Below are 20,027 nucleotides of genomic sequence, written 5' to 3'. Positions count from 1 at the left end.
CAAATAACCATTCGATGTACCAACAGGGCTGTTCCGGGTCCTGTTGGTGATGCTACGTTGGTGACGTTCGCCTGTGATGAAGCTTGCTGGCGAAACACCAGTTGTCCGAGGTAGCAATGACCTACGTTCTCGCCGTAGACGTCGGGACCAGTTTCACCGCAGCCGCGGTTGTCCGTTTCAACCAGGGAGTTCCGCCCGTTCCGGAGTGCCTGCCGCTGGGCCTTCGGGGCACCGCAGTGCCCTCTGTGGTCTACTACCCTGCGCAGGGTCCCGTCCTGGTGGGGGAGGCTGCGGAACGCCGCGGACTCGCCACCCCGGAACGCGTTGTGCGGGAGTTCAAGCGCCGCATCGGCGATGCCGTGCCCCTTTCCCTGGGCACCCTGGCCATCCGCCCCGAAGAAGTCTTCGCCACCGTAGCCCGCTGGGTGGCGGACCGGGCGGCCGAGCGCGAGGGGGCAGCGCCGTCGGACATCATCCTCACCCACCCCGCAGCGTGGGGCAGCCACCGCACCTCCGCGGTCCGGGAAGCGCTGGCGGCCAAGGGCCTGCCTGACGTGACGCTCCTGACCGAACCGGAAGCCGCGGCACTGCACTACGCGTCGCAGGTGCGGGTTGAGGAAGGCAGCACCATAGCCGTCTATGACCTCGGCGGCGGCACGTTCGATACCGCCGTGCTGACGAAGGCTGGCGATGACCGGTTTGAAGCGGTGGGGCGTCCGGAGGGCATTGACGACCTCGGCGGCGCAGACTTCGACGCCGCCGTGTTCCGCTACGTCGCCGAACACACCGGGGGAGCACTGGCGGACCTGGACCCCGCGGACCCGGACGTCCTGGCCGCCCTGTCCAGGCTGCGGCGCGAATGCGTGGAGGCCAAGGAAGCACTGTCATCGGACAGCGAGGCCACCATCCCGGTGCTGCTGCCGGGCTACCAGCAACAGGTCCGGCTGGTACGGTCCGAGTTCGAAGCCCTGATCGAGGAACCCGTCCGGGAAACAGTGGATGCGCTGGAGGAATCGCTCGCGCAGCTCAAGCTGGCTCCGGCGGACCTCACTGCCGTCCTGCTGATCGGCGGGTCATCACGGATACCCCTCGTGGCGGAGCTGATCTCCGAACAGCTGGACCGCCCTATCGCCGTGGACGCTGATCCTAAGTCGTCCATCTGCCTCGGCGCAGCGGTATCGGCCGTGCTTTCCCGCGCGCCCGCCGAGCGTAACGCGGCTCCTGTTTCAGAGGCCCCGCAGCTGCCGGCACCGGCGTCCGGCGACGAGCCGCTGGACACCGGCGGACACGTTCCCCCGCGGCTGGCCAGCTGGTCCCGGAAGGGTACGACGGCGGCCGGCAACTTTGCAGCGCTGGGCCACGGCCCGGGCCACAGCCACGGCGGGGCGCACGCGCCGAAGCCGACGGTGCGGCTCACCGCCATCGCAGCCGCGGCCGCCCTGTTCACCGTGCTGTCCGCCACCGCCGCCCAAAGCCCCGGCGGCCTCAGTGACCTCACCTCGGTGTTCGTTCCCCAGGCCGGCGCCGACAGCGGTCCACCGGCCCAGGCGGGCGGGACCGGATCGGTGACCGGTGGCGGCGGTGCCGCGGCCGCCGGCACTGCGGGTGACGCGCAGCCGCTGGCAGGCATCGACGCCGGCGTGCAGAAAAAGAAGTCCGACGCCGGTCCCGGGCTGAACGTCGAGGCCTCGCCAACCAGCAAACCCTCCGCAGCGGCTACCAAGGCTCCGGACGGCTCACCTGCTCCCGCAGCGGGCGGACCGGCTCCGGCTGCGGGAACAGGCACCGTGCCCGGGACCACCGGAGGCGGTACCGGCTCCGGAAGCGGGTCCGTTCCTGCCGTGACGCCCACCACCGCAGCGGGGACGGTGGATCCGGCGCCGGGTACGCCGGCACCTGTTCCCACCGACCCCGCCACCGTGGTGCCCGCGCCTGACCCGACCACCAACCTGCCGGTTCCGGATCCCACGACTAACCTGCCGGTTCCGGATCCGACCACCAACCCGCCGGTTCCGGACCCCACGACGAACCCGCCGGTGCCTGAAACACCGGCGCCCAGCAGCGCTCCCGCGCCGGACCCCACACCGGTCCCGGACCCCACACCGGTTCCGGACCCCACGCCGGTTCCGGCAGCGGGCTCCGACGCTCCCACCACGGAACCGGCGGCCTAGGGTGGCCAGCTTCCAGCCGCGGCCCCAGGATGCTGCAGAACTCCTGGGCTCCCGGCTCAACCATTCAGGAATGAACCACAGCGAACCCCCGCCCCACGCGGCCGAGGCCATGGCCCTGCAGCTCAAAGGCGAGAACGCCGCTGTCCGGGAACTGCTCCTTGCCTTGTCAGTGGGGTTCGTCCTTCCCGGACCGCTGCCCGCGGACCTGGAACGCAGAATCGACGCCGGCGAGGTGGAAAGCCTCGATGTGCTGATCGGCCAGGCGGAGCAGGCAGGATTACTCACGGACGGAACAGTCGTAGGGCCCGCCCGCAACGCCTTGCTGACGGCAGCGCCCACGTCCAAGGTCCATGCACTTCAGCGTGAGCTGGTCGCCTTCTACGCCGCGGACGGCCAACCGATGGGCGACTTCGCCCGGGAGCTTGCCCGCGGCGGGCTGGCGGACCAGCGCGTGGCCGCGGAACTGGAACATACCGCGGACAAGGCCCTCGAACACGATCCGGCCCTGGCGTGCAGCCTCTACGACGAAGCCCTGCTGGCCGGGGCGGACGAAACCGGCACCGCCGCGCGCCGTGCCCAGGCGGCTGCCGCCAACGGCGACCTGGACTCAGCCACCCGGATCATCGACACCCTCCTGGTGAGCGTAGATCCACCCGACGTCCGCCGTGGGGTGGACGTGGCCGCAGCAGTCTGGGCGCACAGGGGAATGCTGGCGCGGAGTGCCGACGCCTACAGCTGGCTGGGTGCTCCCAGGCTGGGGTCCTCGGCGCCGCTCGCCGCCGTCGCGATGGTGGGTTGCGGCAACCGTTCCGGCGCGGATGCACTGTTCCGGGCCGACGCCCCACCGGAATCGCCCACGCTGCTGGCGGCTGCGCTGGCCGGAACGGGCAAGGGAATCCTGGAATCCCTGGCCGAGGATCCGCAACAGGCCCTTCCCATCCTCATCCACGCCTCAGACATGCTGAACGCGGCCGGCTCTGCGCTGCCGCTCCCGGATACTCCTGCCGCGCTCGCGGCACTCCTGGCGCTCCACAGCGGGGAACCCTACCTGGCAGAGACCGTGTGCCGGGCAGCCGCCGCTGCTGGCCAGGGCGGTAACGCGGCAAAACCGAGGCTTTTCCTGCTCCAGGCGTGGTCTGCCATGCAGCAGGACAAACTCGAGGACGCACGGCTCTCCATCAATGAGGCGTCCAAGGCAAACCATTGGCCACTCGTTCCACGCGATGAGTTCCTGCGCGCCGCCCTGGAAGTGGGACTGGCCAGGCGCAACGGCGAAATCGCCGAGCTGGTGCTGGCCTGGGAACGTGCCCGCGAGGCGATGCTGCACATCTCGGTTGACCTCTACAGCCTGCTGCCGTGGGGTGAACTGGTGATCACCGCTGCCCGGCTCCGGGAGACGAGGCGGATCGCCCACTACTTCGAGGAGGCAAACCAGTTGCTCGAACGGCTGGGAAGCCCGCCGCTGTGGGCCGTGCCGTTCCACTGGGCCGCAGTGCAGGCAGCACTCCTCAGCGAAAACCCCGCCGCGCTGGCGCCGCATGCCACGGCCCTGGCCCGGGCTGCTAAAAACAGCCACCTTGCCGCCGTGCTGGCCGGCGCCGGCAAAGCCTGGGTTTCCGTCCTTGCCGGTAATTTCCAGCCCGCCGATGTGGAAGCGGCGGCACGGGGACTGGGCCGGATGGGCATGCCCTGGGAGGGTGCCCGGCTCGCCGGACACGCGGCCGCGCGCGCTGGGGAACGCAAGGACATGGTGCGTCTGCTGTCCTGTGCCAGGGACCTCCACCCGCAGGCAAACGCACCCGGCAACGGGAGCGCCGGAACGGGCGAACCGCGGGCAGCGGCCACGGCGGAGGCCGGCAACGGCATGCACCCGGACGGCTCGGGCCTGAGCGAGCGGGAAAAAGAGGTGGCACGGCTGGTCCTCGAGGGCAAGACCTACCGCGAGATCGGCGAGGCCATCTACATTTCCCCGCGCACGGCCGAGCACCACATTGCCCGGATGCGTCGCCGGCTGGGGGCGGAGAACCGTTCGGACCTCCTGGCCCGGCTGCGGCTCGCCCTGGCGGCCGAAAATCCCCCGCAGCAGTAAACCCCTAATGCCCCTAACGGACGGTGGCGCTGTTCCCCGGCGGGGCACCGGCCGGTAGGGGGAACCGGCCCGATGCCCGGGCCGCTACGGGGCCCGTACGTTGGTTCCAACCCGGCAACGATGCCCGGTGATCCGCAATACAGAGAAGATTGAGGACCACGAAATGACACTCGCAAATGATCTCGTCCAGTTCCTGATGAGCCTCTTCGGCGACCGCCAAGCGGCCCAGGACTTCCTGGATGATCCGGAGCGCGTCCTGGAAGACCACGGCCTGGGCGGCGTATGCTCCGCCGACGTGGATGCCGCAATGCCCGTAGTGCTGGACTACGCCCCCATTACGGTCAACGCTTCCCGCTTCGACCGCGAGTACAACACCGGCGGCAACCGCGCCGATACCGGCCAGAACGGTGGCGGCGCCGGCGCAGTGACCCCGCCCCCGGCCGGCGGCGGTAGCGGTGGACACCACGACCATGACCACGATGACCATGGGCACGCGATCCAGCAGCTGCACCACATCGTGAACAACTACTCCTACACCTCCACGGTGGATGACCGGGACAACATTGTTGACCAGTCCGTGAACCAGAACATCTGGGCCGACGGCGACGTCAAGCAGTGGTTCGACAACGATTCCGTGATCGCCTCCGGCGACCGCTCCATCGCTGCCGGTGACGACGCCGACGTCGATGACTCCAACAACATCGAAGACTCCTACAACGACAACTCGGACAACTCGACGGATAACTCCACCGACAACTCCATCCGCGCCGGCGGCGACGTCAACATCGGCAACGAAGAGACGGACATCGACGACTCCTTCAACACCGACGTGGACCTCGACGTGGACGACTCGTTCAACGACAACTCGGATAATTCCGACAACTCGGACAACTCCACCAACGGCTCGTACAACGACAATTCTGACAACTCGGATAACTCCACCGACATTGATGTCGACCTGGACAACGTGGGGAACACCACCAGCACCGACAATTCGGATAACTCCATCAACACGGACGTGGACATCGAGGACTCCTTCCAGGACAACTCGGACAACTCCACCAACACGGATATCGACGTCGCCCTGGACAACGTCGCCAACACCACGGACAACTCCGACAACTCGGTCAGCACCACCGACAACTCGGACAACTCCATCAACACCGACGTCGAGATCGAGGACTCCTTCCAGGACAACTCGGTGGAGGTTGAGGATTCCTTCCAGGACAACTCGCTGCAGGTGGAGGACTCCTTCCAGGACAACTCCGAGATCAACACCGACGTCGAGGTGGAGGACAACACTGTGATCCTCTGATCCCGGTCCGGGCAGAAACGCCCGGCAGGAGGGGAAACCCTCCTGCCGGGCTATCCCCGGCTTAGCCCGCACTCCAACCCGGAGCCCGACGCAAAGGACACACTGTGGCAGAAGCAGGACCGGCAAAACCAACACCGATGACAGCGGGACAGCTGATCAAGCTGGTGGAGCACGGCCTCCAGCTGGCCCAGACGGCAGACCGCGCCGATCTCCGCAAGCGCCTGGAGCAGGCCGCGGGACGGCTGCGGGACCCGAGTGTCCGCGTCATTGTGGTGGGGGAGTTCAAGCAGGGCAAGAGCAAGCTGATCAACGCCCTGGTGAACGCGCCGGTCTGCCCGGTGGACGATGACATTGCCACCTCGGTGCCCACGGTGGTCCGCCACGGCGAACCGGCCTCGGCAGCCATCCTTGTTCCCAAGGCAGATTCCGACGGCGGTGAGGAGGGAAGCGTTGAACGCCAGCCCATCCCCATCGAGGACATCGCCGCGTACGTTTCCGAGCAGGGCAATCCCGGCAACAGCAAGAAACTGGTGGCAGCGGAGGTGTACCTGCCGCGGAAGATCCTCACCGGCGGGCTGACGGTCATCGACTCACCGGGTGTGGGCGGCATGGGATCCTCCCACACGCTCACCACCCTCACGGCGCTCCCAACGGCCGATGCCATGCTGCTGGTCTCCGACGCCTCCCAGGAATACACCGAACCCGAGCTTCGCTTCCTCCGCCAGGCAATGCGGATCACCCCCAGCGTGGTGGGTGTCCTGTCCAAGACGGACCTCTACCCGGAGTGGCGGCGTGTAGCGGACATGGACCGGTCCCGCCTGGACGCCGTTGCACCGGACATCCCGCTCTTCCCCGTGTCCTCGGACCTGCGGCTCGAGGCCAGCCGGCTGCAGGACGCCGAGCTGAACGGCGAGTCCGGGTTCCCTGCACTGGTCCGGCACCTGCGCAATGAAATCGTGGGCAAATCGGAGCGGCTCCAGCGCCGGCACGTCAGCCAGGACCTGCTCTCGGTCACCGAAAACCTGCGCCTGTCCCTGCAGTCCGAACTCGATGCCCTCGAGAATCCCGCCGGCACGCCCCGGATGATCGCCGGCCTGGAACTGGCCAAGACCGAAGCGGATGATCTCCGGAAGCGTTCGGCCCGCTGGCAGATCACGCTCAGCGACGGCATCAGCGACCTCATCGCGGACATGGAGTACGACCTCCGCGACCGGCTCCGCCGGATCCAGCGGGAAGCCGAGGCAGCCATTGACCAGGGTGACCCCGGGCCCACCTGGAACGAGTTCTCCAAGTGGCTGGAGGAATGCTCCGCCGCAGCCATTTCGGACACCTTCGTGTGGACCAGCGAGCGGGCCCACTGGCTGGCCTCACAGGTGGCCGAGCACTTTGCCGCCGACGAGGTAAGGATCCCGGCCCTGCGGGTTTCGGACACCGGCGACGCCCTGGACCCCGTGGAGGAGATGCCGGCCCTTGACCCGGGCCGCATCAACCCCATGCAGAAAGTCCTGATCGGCATGCGCGGTTCCTACGGCGGTGTGCTGATGTTCGGCCTGCTGACCGGGATCTTCGGCATGGCGCTGATCAACCCGCTGTCCGTGGGCGCCGGCCTGCTGCTGGGACGCAAGGCCTACCGGGAGGACCGGGAAGCCCGGCTCAAGCGGCGGCAGGGCGAGGCCAAGGCCCTGGTCCGGCGCCAAATCGATGATGTGACGTTCCAGGTGGGAAAGCAGCTCAAGGACCGCCTGCGGCTGGTGCAGCGGTCCATCCGGGACCACTTCACCGAAATCGCTGAGGAACACCACAGGTCGCTGTCCGACTCCGTGGCCGTGGCCCAGAAGGCGGCCACCACGTTCACCCTGCAAAAGGACGTGCGGATCAGGGACATCAAGGCAGAACTCAAGAAAGTGGACGCCCTGCACGCGGCAGCGGCCGCGGTGGCGGCTGAGGTGGCCGCTTCCCGGCCCCTGGCGCCGGCGGCGGCCGGATGACTGCGGATACCGTTGCCGGGGCAGCGGGCCTGGTCCGGGACGCCCTGGACGTCTACGCTGACGACCCCGCTGCAGTGGCCCTGCTGGAGGGGTACGGGCAGCGGCTGGCAGAGCCCCTCCGCATAGCCATCGCCGGCATGGTCAAAGCCGGCAAATCAACGCTCCTGAACGCCATCATCGGCGAGGAAATCGCGCCCACGGACACCGGTGAGTGCACCCGGATCGTCACCTGGTACCGGTACGGCCGCACGCCCCGCATCATGCTCCACCCGCGCGACGGCGAGCCGAGGCCGCTGCCCCTGAAACGGGTGGACGGGCGGCTGGTGTTCGTCCTGGGTGACGTCCGGGCCGAAGACGCCGAGCGGCTGGAGGTCGAGTGGCCCTCGCCCACGCTGCGGACCATGACGCTGATCGATACCCCCGGCATCGCGTCGCTGTCCGAGGATGTGTCAGCCCTCGCCACCGGCTTCCTCACTCCGGCGGACGCACCGTCGCAGGCTGACGCGATCGTATACCTGATGCGGCATATGCACGCTTCGGACCTGCGGTTCCTGGAATCGTTCAAGGACACCGAATCGGGGAGGTCAGGTACCGTCAACGCGCTGGCCGTGCTGTCCCGGGCCGATGAGGTGGGCGCGGGCCGCATTGACTCGCTGCTCTCCGCCGGCGACATCGCCGAACGGTACCGGCGCGACCACAACCTCCGGAAGCTGGCGCTGGGGGTGGTCCCGGTGGCGGGCCTGCTGGCCCAGACCGCCCGAAGCCTCCGGCAACAGGACTTCGCCTCGCTTCAGCTGCTGGCGGGGCTTGACCGCGCGGCCCGGGAGAAGATGATGCTCTCGGCGGACCGGTTCCTCCGCGGCTCCGAACCAGAACGGCTGACGTCCGAGGCCCGGGCTTCCCTGCTTGCCAGGTTCGGACTGTTCGGCATCCGGCTGGCCGTGGTCCTTATCCGCAACGGCTTCAATGAACCCACCCCGCTGGCCCACGAACTTGCCCGGCGCAGCGGCCTGGATCCGTTGCTGGAACTGTTGGAGCGGCAGTTCCAGGCCCGGGCCGGGGCCCTCAAGGCGCGTACGGCGCTGGTAGGGGTCGAGGCGCTCCTGCGGTCCAGTCCGCGCGAAGGAACGGAGGAACTCTCCGGCTCCCTTGAACGGCTGCAGGCCAATGCGCATGAATTCCGCGAACTGCGGCTGCTGGCAACACTGCGCACCACGGGTGTCGCACTGAAACCCGATCTTGCCGCTGACGCGGAACGCCTCGTCGGCGGACTGGGTGCCGCCACCCACGTGAGGCTGGGCCTGGAGGCGGCAGCCACTCCGGATGAGCTTTCCGACGAGGCCCGGCGGTGCCTGCTGCGGTGGCGGGCCCTTGCCGAGAATCCACTCACGGAACGCTCGGCCATCGATGCCTGCCGTGTGGTGATCCGCAGCTGCGAGGGCGTACTGGCGGAATCATCAGCTCTGCAGCGGCAGCGCAGCGCCTAACGGCGGACTGCGCGGCGGCTCTTGAGCCAGCCGCTGGAGGCCGGGAGGAACAACAGGACCAGTCCCACCAGTGCGAGGAGCAGCTGGGCTCCCCAGAGCACCATGACGTAGTTGGCGCTTTCGCCTTCCGGCATCAGGAACGCTGTGGCGAGCAGCGTCACCACGGCATGCACCGCCAGCAGCGGGACCAGCGCCCAGCGTGCCCAGCCGTGCCGCGCCAAGATTGCGCCGAGGAGGGCGGCCTCAAGGAGGATCACCAGCAGCAGTGCCCCCACGCTGCCCCAGAACACGATGGCGCTGGCGGTGCTGACGGCCTCCGCATCCCCGCCGGGGGCCATCCCGTCCACCACCGTGCGCAGCCGCTGAAGATGTCCGTCGCGGCTGAGGAATGACCCCACCAGGACGGCCATTCCTGCGACGAAACTGAGGAGCCACAGCGTCCGGGCAAGCCGCACGGTACCGGGGACGGGAGGGACGACGGCGATGGGCGCGGGGGCCGCGTAGGACAGGCCTGGCCGGGGCGGCGGCGAAGGTTGGGCGTCTGGCCCTGACGGCGGGGCTGTTCCGGTGGGCGTGGTGCGCAGCCGTTCTTCTCCGTCAGGGTCGTAAGCCATGGGCCCTACTTCAGTCCGTCGGTATCGTGGTCGTTTTCGTGCTTGCCCTTGTTACCGTCGGCGTCCCTGGCCTTGGCCTCGAGATCGTCCTTGAGCTTCTTCAGCCGCGCGGCTTCTGCCTCGTTGCGGCGGCGGACTTCGAGATTGCGGAGGAACTCCGGATCATCGTCCGGGGCGGTGGGGTGGCGGTAACCCTGCTGCTGCGGTGCTGCGTCACGGGGACGGCCAATGAGGAGCCAAAGAATCGCGCCCAGCACGGGCAGGATGATCATGACCACGATCCAGGCGGGCTTAGAAATTCCGCGGGTGAGTCGGCCATCGGTACGGATCACGTCCACGAGGCCATACACAAAGATGACGAGGACAGCCACGGCCAAAGCCACACGGAGAAGCATGCCACTAAGTCTATCGTCCGCAGGCGCAGGGGGTTGCGGGCGGGAGACGGCTAAACTTGAATGTGGCCTTTTTGAAATATTCCCTGATCCGCCTGGCGCTCTTCGTGCCGTTGTTCGTCGTTTTCATGCTCCTGGAGCTGGGCGCCCTGATGTCGGTAGTCTTCGCCGGAGTGATCGCGTTCGCCGTGAGCTACCTGTTCTTCCAGAAGCAGCGGGACGCTGCAACGGCAAACCTGCACCACCGTTTCTCCGGCAAGGCCAAGCCGCTGCGCTCCGCGGGCGAGGTCCAGGATGCCAACGCCGAGGACGCCCTGCTGGATGCCAACCCGGACGTCGCCATCAACAATGACGCCAGGAACCCCAAGCCCCGCAACTGACCCGGCCCGCCAGCCACGGCGGTTTATCCGTGGCTGGCAACAGACGGCTCAGAAGCCGTGGCTGAGTACCAGTCCCAGTGAGAACAGGACGCTGTAGCCAAGGTTGATCAACCCGGTCTGCTTGAGCACGGGGATCAGGCTCTTGCGCTTGCGGCCGTTGATCATCAGCCAGGCCGGCATGAGGCAGGCCGGGATCAGCAGCAGGACAATGAGCATCCACGGCCGTCCCGGAGCCAGGATGACCACCAGCAGGATGGCGACGGCAAGCATCAGCACGTAGCTTTCGCGGGCGTGCTTGTCTCCCAGCCGCACGGCGAGCGTCTTCTTGCCGGCCTGCATGTCCGTGGGGATGTCGCGGACGTTGTTGGCCATGAGCAGGGCGGTGGCAATCAGCCCGGTGCCGATGGCGCCGATGACTGCTGGCAGGCTGACCTGCCCGGCCTGGGTGTAGGTGGTTCCGAGGGTGGCCACCAGGCCGAAGAAAACGAACACGAAGACGTCGCCCAGGCCCATGTAGCCGTAAGGGTTCTTGCCGCCGGTGTAGCCCCAGGCGGCCATGACGCAGCCGAGGCCAACCAGGATGAGCCACCAGCTTTGGGTGATGACCACCAGTGCCAGCCCGAACACCATGGCGCCGGCGAAGGTTACGAACGCAGCCCGCTTGACGTGCTCTGGCTTGGCGGCTCCGGAGCCCACCAGGCGCAGCGGACCCACGCGGTCATCGTCCGTTCCGCGGATGCCGTCCGAGTAGTCGTTGGCGAAGTTCACGCCCACCTGGAGCAGGAGGGCCACCAGCGCTGCCAGGATGGCGTTGGGCAGAAGGAATGAATCCATTGCATAGGCGGCGGCGGAGCCGATGAGCACCGGCGCAATCGCGGCGGGAAGCGTCCTCAGGCGTGCGCCTTGGACCCATTGGGCGGCTGTTGCCACGGTCAGTACCTCGTGTTGTTTCGTGTAAGCGGCAGGATGCCAGGCAGGCATGCGCCGCAGTAGTGCAGGTCCACTCTACTTTCCCTGGTGCAGGGCGCTGAGTTCGGCGGTCATGGCCAACCTGTCCGGTTTCCCGTTCGGCAGCATCTTCAGGGCAGGCGCGGTGAGGACGGTTTTCGGCGCAGCAAAGCCCAGTTCGCGGTGCCAGGAGTCCCGGAGGCCGTCGACGTCGGCGGCAGGACCCGCGTTGTCGTCGCCCGTGGCGCCTTCCGTGGCGAGCGCCACGTAGGCGGCCACGGCCTGGCCCCATTCCTCGGACGGAACGCCGGCCACGAAAGCCGCCGCAACGCCGTCGGACTTTTCCAGCTTTTCCTGGACGTCCGCGGCGGAAACCTTCATGCCGCCGGTGATGATCATGTCGTCGGCGCGTCCCAGCACGGTGAGGCGGCCGTCGTCGTCAATCCTGCCGATATCGCTGGTGCGGTACCAGCGGACGCCGTCCTCTTCGAAGAAGGTGCCCGTTTCCTCGTCCGGGGCCTCGATGTAGCCGGCGGCAATCGTGTCGCCGCCCAGGTGGATGCGGCCGTCCGGGGCCACCCGGACGGACACGCCTTCCAGTGGGTAGCCGTCGTAGACGCAGCCCCCGGAGGTTTCCGCCGAGCCGTAGGTGGTGACCACGCGGACCCCGGCCCCGCGGGCAGCATCGAGCAGCGCGGGCGGGGTGGGGGCGCCGCCCAGCAGGATGGCGTTGAAGCGGCGGAGCACGGCGAGCGTGTCAGGGGAAGGATCGTCCAGGAGCCGCTGCAGCTGGGTGGGGACCAGGGACGTGTACCGGATCTTGTCCGTGAGCTCCAGGGCGGCGGCGGTGAAGGCCTCGGGCGTGAAACCGCCGGACATGTCCATCACCCACGGCCGGGTCCCGGCGAACAGCGAGCGCACCAGGACCTGGATGCCGGCGACGTACTGCACTGGGAGGGCCAGCAGCCACTGGCCTTCGCCCTTGAGCGCCAGCGCCGTGGCCATTGAGGAAGCCGCCAGGGACTCCACCGTCAGGACCGTGGCCTTGGGCGCACCGGTGGAACCGGAGGTGCGGACCACCGCCACCGCGTCGTCGCAGCCCGGGGTTTCGATGTGGCCCACCACGAGGGCGCCGTCGGCACCGATGGAAAGTTCGACGGCGGGACCCTCGCCGTGGAGCGCGGCGGCCAGGGCCTTGAGCACGGGCTCGATGTTGAGGTGGCTGGTGTTGGGGGAGGTGCTGTTCATGTGCCGCTCCTGCCTTAGAAGTAGTGCGGGAAGGCGGACCAGTCGGGGTCCCGTTTTTGCAGGAAGGCTTCCTTGCCCTCCACCGCCTCGTCCGTCATGTAGGCCAGCCGGGTGGCTTCGCCGGCGAAGACCTGCTGGCCTGCCAGGCCGTCATCGGCCAGGTTGAACGCAAACTTCAGCATCCGGATGGCCTGCGGTGACTGCCGCGCGATGTCTGCGGCGTACTCCAGGGCCACGTCCTCGAGGCGCTCGTGGTCCACGGCCTCGTTGACGGCGCCCATCCTGACCATGTCCTCAGCGGAATATTCGCGGGCCAGGAAGAAGATCTCACGGGCCGCCTTCTGCCCGATCTGCCGGGCCAGCAGCGCCGAGCCATAGCCGGCGTCGAAGCTGCCCACCGTGGCGTCGGTCTGCTTGAACTTGCCGTGCTGCCGGGAGGCGATGGTCAGGTCTGCCACCACATGCAGCGAGTGCCCGCCGCCGGCCGCCCAGCCGTTGACCACCGCGATGACCACCTTGGGCATGGTGCGAATGAGCCGCTGCACTTCCAGGATGTGCAGCCGGCCGGCGCGGGCGGGGTCGATGGTTTCCTGCGTCTCGCCGTCGGCATACCGGTACCCGTCCCGGCCCCGGATCCGCTGGTCCCCGCCGGAACAGAACGAGTGGCCGCCGTCCTTGGGGGAGGGGCCGTTGCCGGTGAGCAGTACGGTAGCCACGTCCGGGGTCATCCGGGCGTGGTCCAGTGAACGGTAGAGCTCGTCCACGGTGCCGGGGCGGAAGGCGTTGCGTACCTCGGGACGGTTGAAGGCAATCCGGACGGTGGGCAGGTCACGCACCCAGCCGCCGTCGGCGTCCCGCTCCACCTGGCGGTGGTAGGTCATGTCCTGGAAGTCCTCGAAACCGGCTACCACCCGCCAGCGGGTGGGATCGAAGACGTCGGACACCGGGGCGGGAATTTGGTTGCTCACCGTCCAAGTCTAGTAATCGTGCTTAGCTGATGCAGAACTCGTTCCCCTCGGGGTCCGCCATGGTGTGCCAGGAATGCGGTCCCTGACGCGCCGTCCACAGGAACGTGGCACCCCGCGCTTCCAGCTCGCTCCGGACGTCGTCCTTGTCCCGTCCGGCGAGGTTGACGTCCCAGTGCACACGGTTCTTGACCACCTTTTCCTCCTCGCCGGTCTGGAACAGGAGGCGGCGGCTGGGCGCCTTGGACTCGATTTCATCGGGCGGGCGGATGGCGGCCCCGTCCTTCCACACCAGGTTCCCGTGGTGGGTGGTGGTCTGGTCCTCGGTGGCGAAGCCCTGCTCGATCATGGAGCGGATGAACCCGGCATCCTGCGGCTCCACCGACCATTCGAGGGTTTCGGCCCACCAGTCCGCGAGGTGGTGCGGCCTGCGGCAGTCGATGACAATCTGGATATTCAGTCCCATCCCACAACGGTAAAGGCGCATGCGCCCGAGCGGTAGGGGCACGCTTTCCCACGATGGAGAAGGATCTACAACGCTGAAAAGTGCTCTTGACAATATGTCATGACATGGGTCACAGTTGGGTCCGGAAAGGCTTTTCCTTGCCGGCAGGGCTGCCGGAATGGGCTTAGCTTTCACCATCGGCAAAGGCCTTGCTGCAAGGCCAGTAGCACTGAGAGACAGGACAGACCATTGTCAGAGAAGACAAGAATCTCAAGCATCACCCGCCGCCAGTTCGGCCTGACCGCATTCGGGCTGTCAGCACTTGCTGCCGGCCTGACTGCCTGCGGCGGCGGGGGCGGCTCCTCGGACTCCGGGTCCAAGACGCTCCAGCTGGTCCTCTCCGGTGACACCAACCAGGGCGGCGCTTTCGCGGCGGCGGCCAAGAAGTACAAGGAAGCCACGGGCATCACCATCGAGGTGGTGGACGTGCCCACCGCGGACATCACCACCAAACTCAAGAACGCCGCTACCGCTAACGACCTGCCGGCACTGGCCCGCGTCACGGCTCTTGACCCGCTGTGGGCCAACCAGCTGCAGGACCTCTCGGACATCGCCAAGTCCCACAGCATCGACGAAAAGTACCTGCAGGAGTCCCCGGACGGCATCATCCCCGCCATCCCCTCGGACCTCACCGCAGTGGGCCTGTTCGTCAACAAGAGCCTTTTCGACAAGGCCGGCGTCAAATACCCCACCGCCATCGAGGGCACCTGGACCTGGGACGAGTTCATTGCCGCCGTCACCGAAGTCCGTGAAAAGGCCGGCGCCAAGTACGGCTTTGTCATGGACCGCTCCGGGCACCGCCTCCGCGCCATGATGTACGAGTTCGGCAGCACCGCCTTCGCCAAGGAGAACGGCAAGTACGCAGGCGACAGCAAGGCCGTGGAAACCCTGGAGTACTTCCAGAGGATTAACGACGACAAGACCATGCCCAAGTCCGTCTGGCTCAGCGGCGAGGACGGCAACGCCATGTTCAAGAGCGGCCAGGTGGCCGCGTACTACTCCGGCAGCTGGCAGGTGGCCGACTTCAACAAGAACATCAAGGACTTCGAGTGGCTCTCGGTGCCGCTGCCCAAGAAGGAAGTCAACGCCACCAACCTTGGCGGCGGCTTCATGGTGGCCTTCAAGGACACCGGCGCGGACGAGGAAGCCAAGAAGTTCATCGACTGGTTCTACGAGGACGCCAACTACACCGAGTTCGCACAGCTGGGCGGCTACCTGCCGGCCAAGGACCTCAAGGTGGAGTACCAGTTCCAGCAGCCGTCCTTTGAGCTGTACCAGAAGCAGATCGCCCAGAACGACGCCAAGGGCGATAACGCCATCAAGCGCGTGGTGGCAGAGGCGTACTCCGAAACCCCGTTCTCCGGGGACCCGCTGCGCGAAGAGACCGTGAAGATGCTCTCCGGCAGCCAGGATGCCAAAACCACGGTGGACAACATCGTGAAGCTCTACAACGGCGCCTAAGCCAGTGGCCAACCCAACCATCAGCACTACTGCTGCGGCTCCCGGGAAGCCCCCCACAGGGGCGGTCCGGAGCAAGTCGCAGCAGAAGCGCCGCAACCGCTATGTCATCGCCCCGCTGGTCCTGGTGGGCGTCAACGTGGTGCTCTTCCTGGTCTTCTTCGTCTGGCCGGGCGCCCTGGGGATGCTGTACTCGTTCACCGACTACCGCGGAGTAGGCAAGCTCCACTTCATCGGCCTGGCCAATTTCCAGAAGCTCCTCGCGGACAGCACGTTCTACGCGGCGCTGGGCAGGACGTTCGCCTACACGGTCCTGTCCGTGCCCCTGGTGTACGTGTGCTCGCTGGGGGTGGCCTCGCTGCTGGTCAGCAAGGCCGTCCGCGGCCGCACGGCGGCGAAGATGGTGATCTTCCTGCCCTGGCTGATCTCGCCCATCGTGGTGGGCGTGATCTGGAAGTGGCTGTTCGGCCAGGACTTCGGCTTCGTCAACTTCGTCATCTCCCTGCTGGGCGGCAGCCCCGTCCCGTGGTCCAGCAACGGCAACCTGGCCCTCGCGGTAGTCATCTTCGCCTCGGCCTGGGGCGGTACGGCGTTCAACATGCTCCTCTTCATCGCCGCGCTGAAGAACATCCCCGAGGCCCTGCTGGAGGCAGCAGAGCTGGACGGGGCGAACGCGTGGCAGCGCTTCCTGCACATCACGCTCCCGGGCATCGCCCCGACGTCGTTCATGGTCATCCTGCTCTCCACCATCCATGCGATGAAGGAGTTCGCCATGATCCAGGCCCTCACCAACGGCGGCCCGGGCACGGAGAACACCCTGATTGTGCAGTACATCTACAAGACCGGCTTCGAGCAGTCCAAGGTGGGCTACGCCAGCGCCGCCTCCATGGTGCTGATGCTGGTCCTGCTGGCCATCGCGCTGATCCAGCTGCGGTTCAACCGGAAGAAGGGCTGACCCATGGCAACAGCTGCCAACCTGCCTCCCGCCGTCGCCGAGGAAGCGGCCATCGGGGCGGCAAAGACCCCTGCGGCGCCGCCTAATTCCCCGAAGAACCCGCGGAAGAAGCCACACGGAAACCGGGAGGCCCGCGCCAAGGCATCCGTCCCGCTCACCGTGGTGACGTGGCTGATCGCCGCGATCTACGCGTTCCCGCTGCTCTGGTTCCTGCTCAGCTCCTTCAAGCCGGGCAGCGAACTCTTCAGCTATCCGCTGTCCATGATTCCGCGCGAATGGACCTTCCAGGGCTTCGTGGACGCCTGGGAGCGGGTGGACTTCGCCCAGTACTTCCTGAACACGGCGACGGTTTCCATCGTCACCACGGTCCTCACGGTCTTCTTCAGCGCCTGCACGGGATACGCCCTGGCCAAGTACAACAACAAGGGCACCCGGCTGTTCTTCGTGTGCATCCTGGCCACCACCATGCTGCCCACCGAGGTCATCCTGAATCCCACGTTCTCGGTCATCCGGGACCTGGGCCTCTACAACTCGCTGGCCGGCATCATCGTGCCCTCCGTGCTGACGGCCACCGGCGTCTTCATGTTCCGGCAGTTCTTCCTGACCGTCCCGGACGACCTGCTGCACTCCGCCAGGATCGACGGCGCCAGCGAGCTGGCCATTTTCTTCCGGATCATGCTCCCGCTGTCCAAGCCCATCCTGTTCACGCTGGCCATCTTCTCCTTCCAGTGGCGCTGGAACGACTACATCTGGCCTCTGATCGTGCTCAACGACCCCAAGTGGTACACGCTGCAGGTGGCGCTGCGCAGCATCGTTGGCGCGGAGAACATTGACTGGCCGGTGCTGCTGGGTGCCTCGGTGATTTCCCTCCTGCCGCTGGTGTTCGTGTTCTTCGTGTTCCAGAAGTACGTGCTCAACGCCGATGTCAGCGCCGGACTGAAGGACTAGGGCCGTGGAAACAACAACAGCTGATACCGCTTTCCGCACCCGCGTGGTGGAGGCGGCGGACAGGAGCGTGGCAGCGTTCCTTGCCACGCACGACGCCGACGCCGCGGCCCTTCCGCACCGCGCCGCCATGGGCAGGCTGCTGGCTTTGGCCGCGGTCACCACAGAGCCCGGCTCCGCCTTTTACGGCGCGGGCGGGGGTGTTGCCGGCGGCGTCGGTTCCGGCGGGGGCGTTGCCGGGGGAGGAGGCTCCGCCGCGGGCGGCACAGTTGACCCGATACGCCGGTGCCTGGACCGGCTCGAACAGCTGCAGGGCCCCACGGGGCTGTTCGACGGCACCAACCTCTGTTCGCCGCCGGATTCCGCCTTCACCCTCAATGATGCGTGCATCGCACTGGGCATCATCCGTGCCCTGGAGGCGCCCGGGGAGGCGCTCGCAGACGCCGAGGCCCGGCTGGCCGGCATCATCTCCCGCGCCACCGACGCACTGGTGGCCGGGGGAGTCCACACCCCCAACCACCGCTGGGAACTGAGCGCCGCCCTGGCCAGGATCAACGCGCTGCAGCCGCGGCAGGACATCGCGGACAGGATCAACGAATGGCTGGCCGAAGGCATCGACCAGCTGCCGGACGGCATGTACTCCGAACGCAGCGCGCTGTACGCCTCGGCCGTGACCAACCCGTCCCTGCTGGCCATCGCTGACCATGCGGGCCGTCCCGGGCTGCTGGACCATGTCCGCCGGAACCTCATGGCGTTCCTGCCCTGGTTCAACCCGGACGGAACCCTGGAATCCGTTTTCTCCCGCCGGCAGGACCAGTGGATGGACTTCGAGGCCGCACCCTTCCTTCCGCTCTACCGGCGCCTTGCCGGCCAGGACGCCAACCCGGACTTTGCCGCGGCCGCCGCCTGGCTGGAGACGCTGCCGCTGCACGAACCCGCCAAACTGCTGGCGCTCCTGCGGCTGGACCCCTGGCTGGGCGCGGCACTTCCGGACGCGCCGCCGTCGGACGCCATTTTCCCGGACGTCCTCACCCCGGCCGACGCCGTACTGGAAACCTGCGGCGCCTACCGGTTCCGGACCGGGGGTGCGGTGACCACCGTGTACGGCGGCTGCGACAATCTGGTCCCGGGCGTGGTGTCCGGGCTGGCCAGCAATCCCACGTTCCTGCGGTTCGCGCAGGGAGCAGCGGTCCTCGCCGGGGTGCGGCTGTCCCGCAGCTTCTTCGACCTGGGCCCGTTCCGCAGCCAGCACACGGTACGGGACGGCGCCACGGTCCGGCTGTCCGAGGAGCTTTCAGCGAACTTCTACCTGCCACTGCCCGCCGCCCGCAGGCGGGACGACGGCGTCTACGCGCTGGGCCACGAAGGCCGGTTCAGCGCCAGCATGGACTTTCCCGGCAGGCCCACGGTGGTCCACCGGCTGGGCACGAAGATTGCCGTCCGGGCCGAGGAGGGGCAGACCGTTCTGGAGCTGGATTTCGACGGTGCGGACACCGCCTTTGCGCTGGAATTGACCTTCCGGCCCGGGGGCGTGCTCGACGGCGTGATCCCGGCTTCAGGTACGCCGGGAGCCTTCCAGCTCGTGCAGGGGACCGGCAGCTACCGGCTGGGCGCGGACACCATCGAGTTCGGGCCGGGCCTGCCGGCCGATCCCGACACTCCGCCCGCGTACAACCCGGGCGAAAACTACCGCTACCTGGCGGGGACCAACGCCTCGGACGGGGTCAAGGTGTTCATCACGGGACGGACCGCCGGCAGCCACCGTCTGGTGCTGCGGGGGAGCACCGAAGCGCCCTAGGAATCAGGCCTGCGCCTGCTGGAGCTGTTCAAACAGCTCCGGCGGGATGGCATAGATGAAGACCACCGCCAGCAGGTTCTTGGCAGCGTGGACGAAATAGGAGAACATCACGTTCCGGCCGGTCCAGACGTAGACGAACACCAGGGTGGCGCCCATGGCCAGGTAGGGCAGCAGCGCCGTCAGGGTGATGGCCTCCTGGCCGGCGATATGGATGCCGGCGAACACCACCACGGACAGGGCGCAGCACAGCCAGATGTTCAGCCGCCTGCTGAGCTTGCCGATCAGGAGGTGCCGGAAGATGTACTCCTCCACGAACGGGCCCACCACCACCAGCACGGGCACAATCAGCCAGGCCGGGACCTGCTGCATCAGCGACTGCAGGCCGGCCTGGTTGGCAGAGGTCTGGGCCTCCCCGCCGGCAGCCACCACCACGGCCGTGAGGATCATCATCACGATCACGGCCGCCGGGACCATCAGCACGGTGAACCACGGGCGGGTTGCCAGGACCCTCAGGTCCCGCACCACCACCCGCCGGGCCGCCAGGAACGCGAGGACCGCCACGGATCCGTAGAAGATCAGGTTGACCAGGTAGGACGCCGCAGCCGGGGAGGGTGCCAGTTGCTGAAGCGCCGGCGCCAGGAGCTCACCGGCCACGGTGAAGACGCCGGCAATGGCCACATACGTGCCCAGCGCGGCGAAATCGAGGGGAGCGAAGCGGTACAGCTCCGGCTGTGGTGCGGGCGGGCGGCGGTGCGTGGTGGCCATGGTT

General features: G+C 67.4%; 17 protein-coding genes. 10 read left to right on the top strand and 7 right to left on the bottom strand.

What is annotated here, in order from left to right:
* Positions 1-116: 116 nt before the first annotated feature.
* From BLT71_RS17360 to BLT71_RS17340, 5 genes are all read left to right on the top strand, one after another.
* Entirely contained in the window at positions 117-2,171 is a 2,055-nt protein-coding gene (locus tag BLT71_RS17360) for an Hsp70 family protein (protein ID WP_091722771.1), read from the top strand.
* Positions 2,172-2,241: 70 nt separating this feature from the next.
* Positions 2,242-4,260: a LuxR C-terminal-related transcriptional regulator gene (locus BLT71_RS17355; RefSeq protein ID WP_231994347.1), complete on the top strand. Its 2,019-nt coding sequence runs from the start codon at positions 2,242-2,244 to the stop codon at positions 4,258-4,260.
* 163 nt (positions 4,261-4,423) lie between these two features.
* Entirely contained in the window at positions 4,424-5,575 is a 1,152-nt protein-coding gene (locus BLT71_RS17350; RefSeq protein WP_091724129.1) for an IniB N-terminal domain-containing protein, read from the top strand.
* Positions 5,576-5,712: 137 nt separating this feature from the next.
* Positions 5,713-7,563, top strand: coding sequence for a dynamin family protein (locus tag BLT71_RS17345; RefSeq protein WP_091722765.1), 1,851 nt, complete (start codon positions 5,713-5,715; stop codon positions 7,561-7,563).
* Complete coding sequence (locus tag BLT71_RS17340; protein ID WP_091722763.1) at positions 7,560-9,050, top strand: dynamin family protein; 1,491 nt, start codon at positions 7,560-7,562, stop codon at positions 9,048-9,050. The genes BLT71_RS17345 and BLT71_RS17340 overlap by 4 nt, the downstream gene beginning before the upstream one ends.
* Here BLT71_RS17340 and BLT71_RS17335 read toward each other — a convergent pair.
* Positions 9,047-9,664, bottom strand: a complete 618-nt coding sequence (locus BLT71_RS17335; protein ID WP_091722760.1) for a hypothetical protein — start codon at positions 9,662-9,664, stop codon at positions 9,047-9,049. The two genes, BLT71_RS17340 and BLT71_RS17335, sit on opposite strands and share 4 nt — an antisense overlap.
* Positions 9,665-9,669: 5 nt before the next feature.
* Positions 9,670-10,059 carry a PLD nuclease N-terminal domain-containing protein gene (locus BLT71_RS17330; RefSeq protein WP_091722759.1) on the bottom strand — a complete coding sequence of 130 codons (390 nt, stop codon included), beginning with the start codon at positions 10,057-10,059 and terminating at the stop codon, positions 9,670-9,672.
* A 62-nt stretch (positions 10,060-10,121) separates the two neighbouring features.
* Here BLT71_RS17330 and BLT71_RS17325 point away from each other — a divergent pair, with 62 nt between their 5' ends.
* On the top strand, positions 10,122-10,436 hold the full coding sequence (locus BLT71_RS17325) for a DUF4229 domain-containing protein (protein WP_091722756.1): 315 nt from the start codon (positions 10,122-10,124) through the stop codon (positions 10,434-10,436).
* 48 nt (positions 10,437-10,484) lie between these two features.
* Here BLT71_RS17325 and BLT71_RS17320 read toward each other — a convergent pair whose 3' ends face one another.
* From BLT71_RS17320 to BLT71_RS17305, 4 genes are all read right to left on the bottom strand, one after another.
* Positions 10,485-11,366, bottom strand: a complete 882-nt coding sequence (locus BLT71_RS17320) for a 1,4-dihydroxy-2-naphthoate polyprenyltransferase (RefSeq protein ID WP_091724127.1) — start codon at positions 11,364-11,366, stop codon at positions 10,485-10,487.
* Between the two features lie 75 nt (positions 11,367-11,441).
* Positions 11,442-12,632, bottom strand: coding sequence for an AMP-binding protein (locus tag BLT71_RS17315; RefSeq protein WP_091722754.1), 1,191 nt, complete (start codon positions 12,630-12,632; stop codon positions 11,442-11,444).
* Between the two features lie 14 nt (positions 12,633-12,646).
* A complete protein-coding gene (locus BLT71_RS17310; protein ID WP_091722751.1) occupies positions 12,647-13,600 on the bottom strand; it encodes a 1,4-dihydroxy-2-naphthoyl-CoA synthase in 954 nt (317 codons plus the stop codon).
* A 22-nt stretch (positions 13,601-13,622) separates the two neighbouring features.
* On the bottom strand, positions 13,623-14,063 hold the full coding sequence (locus BLT71_RS17305) for a VOC family protein (RefSeq protein WP_091722748.1): 441 nt from the start codon (positions 14,061-14,063) through the stop codon (positions 13,623-13,625).
* Between the two features lie 228 nt (positions 14,064-14,291).
* On the opposite strand from BLT71_RS17305, the gene BLT71_RS17300 reads away from it, so the two are divergent.
* Genes BLT71_RS17300 through BLT71_RS17285 form a run of 4 tightly spaced genes read left to right on the top strand, consistent with a single transcriptional unit; the run spans position 14,292 to position 19,258 of the window.
* Positions 14,292-15,563, top strand: coding sequence for an ABC transporter substrate-binding protein (locus tag BLT71_RS17300; protein WP_091722746.1), 1,272 nt, complete (start codon positions 14,292-14,294; stop codon positions 15,561-15,563).
* A gap of 4 nt (positions 15,564-15,567) precedes the next feature.
* Positions 15,568-16,515: a carbohydrate ABC transporter permease gene (locus BLT71_RS17295; protein WP_172830001.1), complete on the top strand. Its 948-nt coding sequence runs from the start codon at positions 15,568-15,570 to the stop codon at positions 16,513-16,515.
* A 3-nt stretch (positions 16,516-16,518) separates the two neighbouring features.
* Positions 16,519-17,463 (top strand): carbohydrate ABC transporter permease, encoded by a 945-nt coding sequence (locus BLT71_RS17290; protein ID WP_091722744.1) that lies wholly within the window; start codon positions 16,519-16,521, stop codon positions 17,461-17,463.
* A 4-nt stretch (positions 17,464-17,467) separates the two neighbouring features.
* A complete protein-coding gene (locus BLT71_RS17285) occupies positions 17,468-19,258 on the top strand; it encodes a hypothetical protein (protein ID WP_091722741.1) in 1,791 nt (596 codons plus the stop codon).
* 3 nt (positions 19,259-19,261) lie between these two features.
* On the opposite strand, the gene BLT71_RS17280 is transcribed toward BLT71_RS17285, so the two are convergent.
* Complete coding sequence (locus BLT71_RS17280) at positions 19,262-20,023, bottom strand: CPBP family intramembrane glutamic endopeptidase (protein WP_091722739.1); 762 nt, start codon at positions 20,021-20,023, stop codon at positions 19,262-19,264.
* Positions 20,024-20,027: the final 4 nt, after the last annotated feature.

Origin of the sequence: Pseudarthrobacter equi, assembly GCF_900105535.1 — a bacterium.
GTDB classification, from domain to species: Bacteria; Actinomycetota; Actinomycetes; order Actinomycetales; family Micrococcaceae; genus Arthrobacter; species Arthrobacter equi.
Note: the sequence above shows the minus strand (reverse complement) of the source record. Positions and strands in the feature narration are given on the sequence as shown.

Excerpts from the sequence above, each read along its gene's own strand:
- BLT71_RS17360 (WP_091722771.1), top strand. The coding sequence starts at position 117 with ATGACCTACGTTCTCGCCGTAGACGTCGGGACCAGTTTCACCGCAGCC.
- BLT71_RS17355 (WP_231994347.1), top strand. The coding sequence starts at position 2,242 with ATGAACCACAGCGAACCCCCGCCCCACGCGGCCGAGGCCATGGCCCTG.
- BLT71_RS17350 (WP_091724129.1), top strand. The coding sequence starts at position 4,424 with ATGACACTCGCAAATGATCTCGTCCAGTTCCTGATGAGCCTCTTCGGC.
- BLT71_RS17345 (WP_091722765.1), top strand. The coding sequence starts at position 5,713 with ATGACAGCGGGACAGCTGATCAAGCTGGTGGAGCACGGCCTCCAGCTG.
- BLT71_RS17340 (WP_091722763.1), top strand. The coding sequence starts at position 7,560 with ATGACTGCGGATACCGTTGCCGGGGCAGCGGGCCTGGTCCGGGACGCC.
- BLT71_RS17335 (WP_091722760.1), bottom strand. The coding sequence starts at position 9,664 with ATGGCTTACGACCCTGACGGAGAAGAACGGCTGCGCACCACGCCCACC.
- BLT71_RS17330 (WP_091722759.1), bottom strand. The coding sequence starts at position 10,059 with ATGCTTCTCCGTGTGGCTTTGGCCGTGGCTGTCCTCGTCATCTTTGTG.
- BLT71_RS17315 (WP_091722754.1), bottom strand. The coding sequence starts at position 12,632 with ATGAACAGCACCTCCCCCAACACCAGCCACCTCAACATCGAGCCCGTG.
- BLT71_RS17305 (WP_091722748.1), bottom strand. The coding sequence starts at position 14,063 with ATGGGACTGAATATCCAGATTGTCATCGACTGCCGCAGGCCGCACCAC.
- BLT71_RS17290 (WP_091722744.1), top strand. The coding sequence starts at position 16,519 with ATGGCAACAGCTGCCAACCTGCCTCCCGCCGTCGCCGAGGAAGCGGCC.
- BLT71_RS17280 (WP_091722739.1), bottom strand. The coding sequence starts at position 20,023 with ATGGCCACCACGCACCGCCGCCCGCCCGCACCACAGCCGGAGCTGTAC.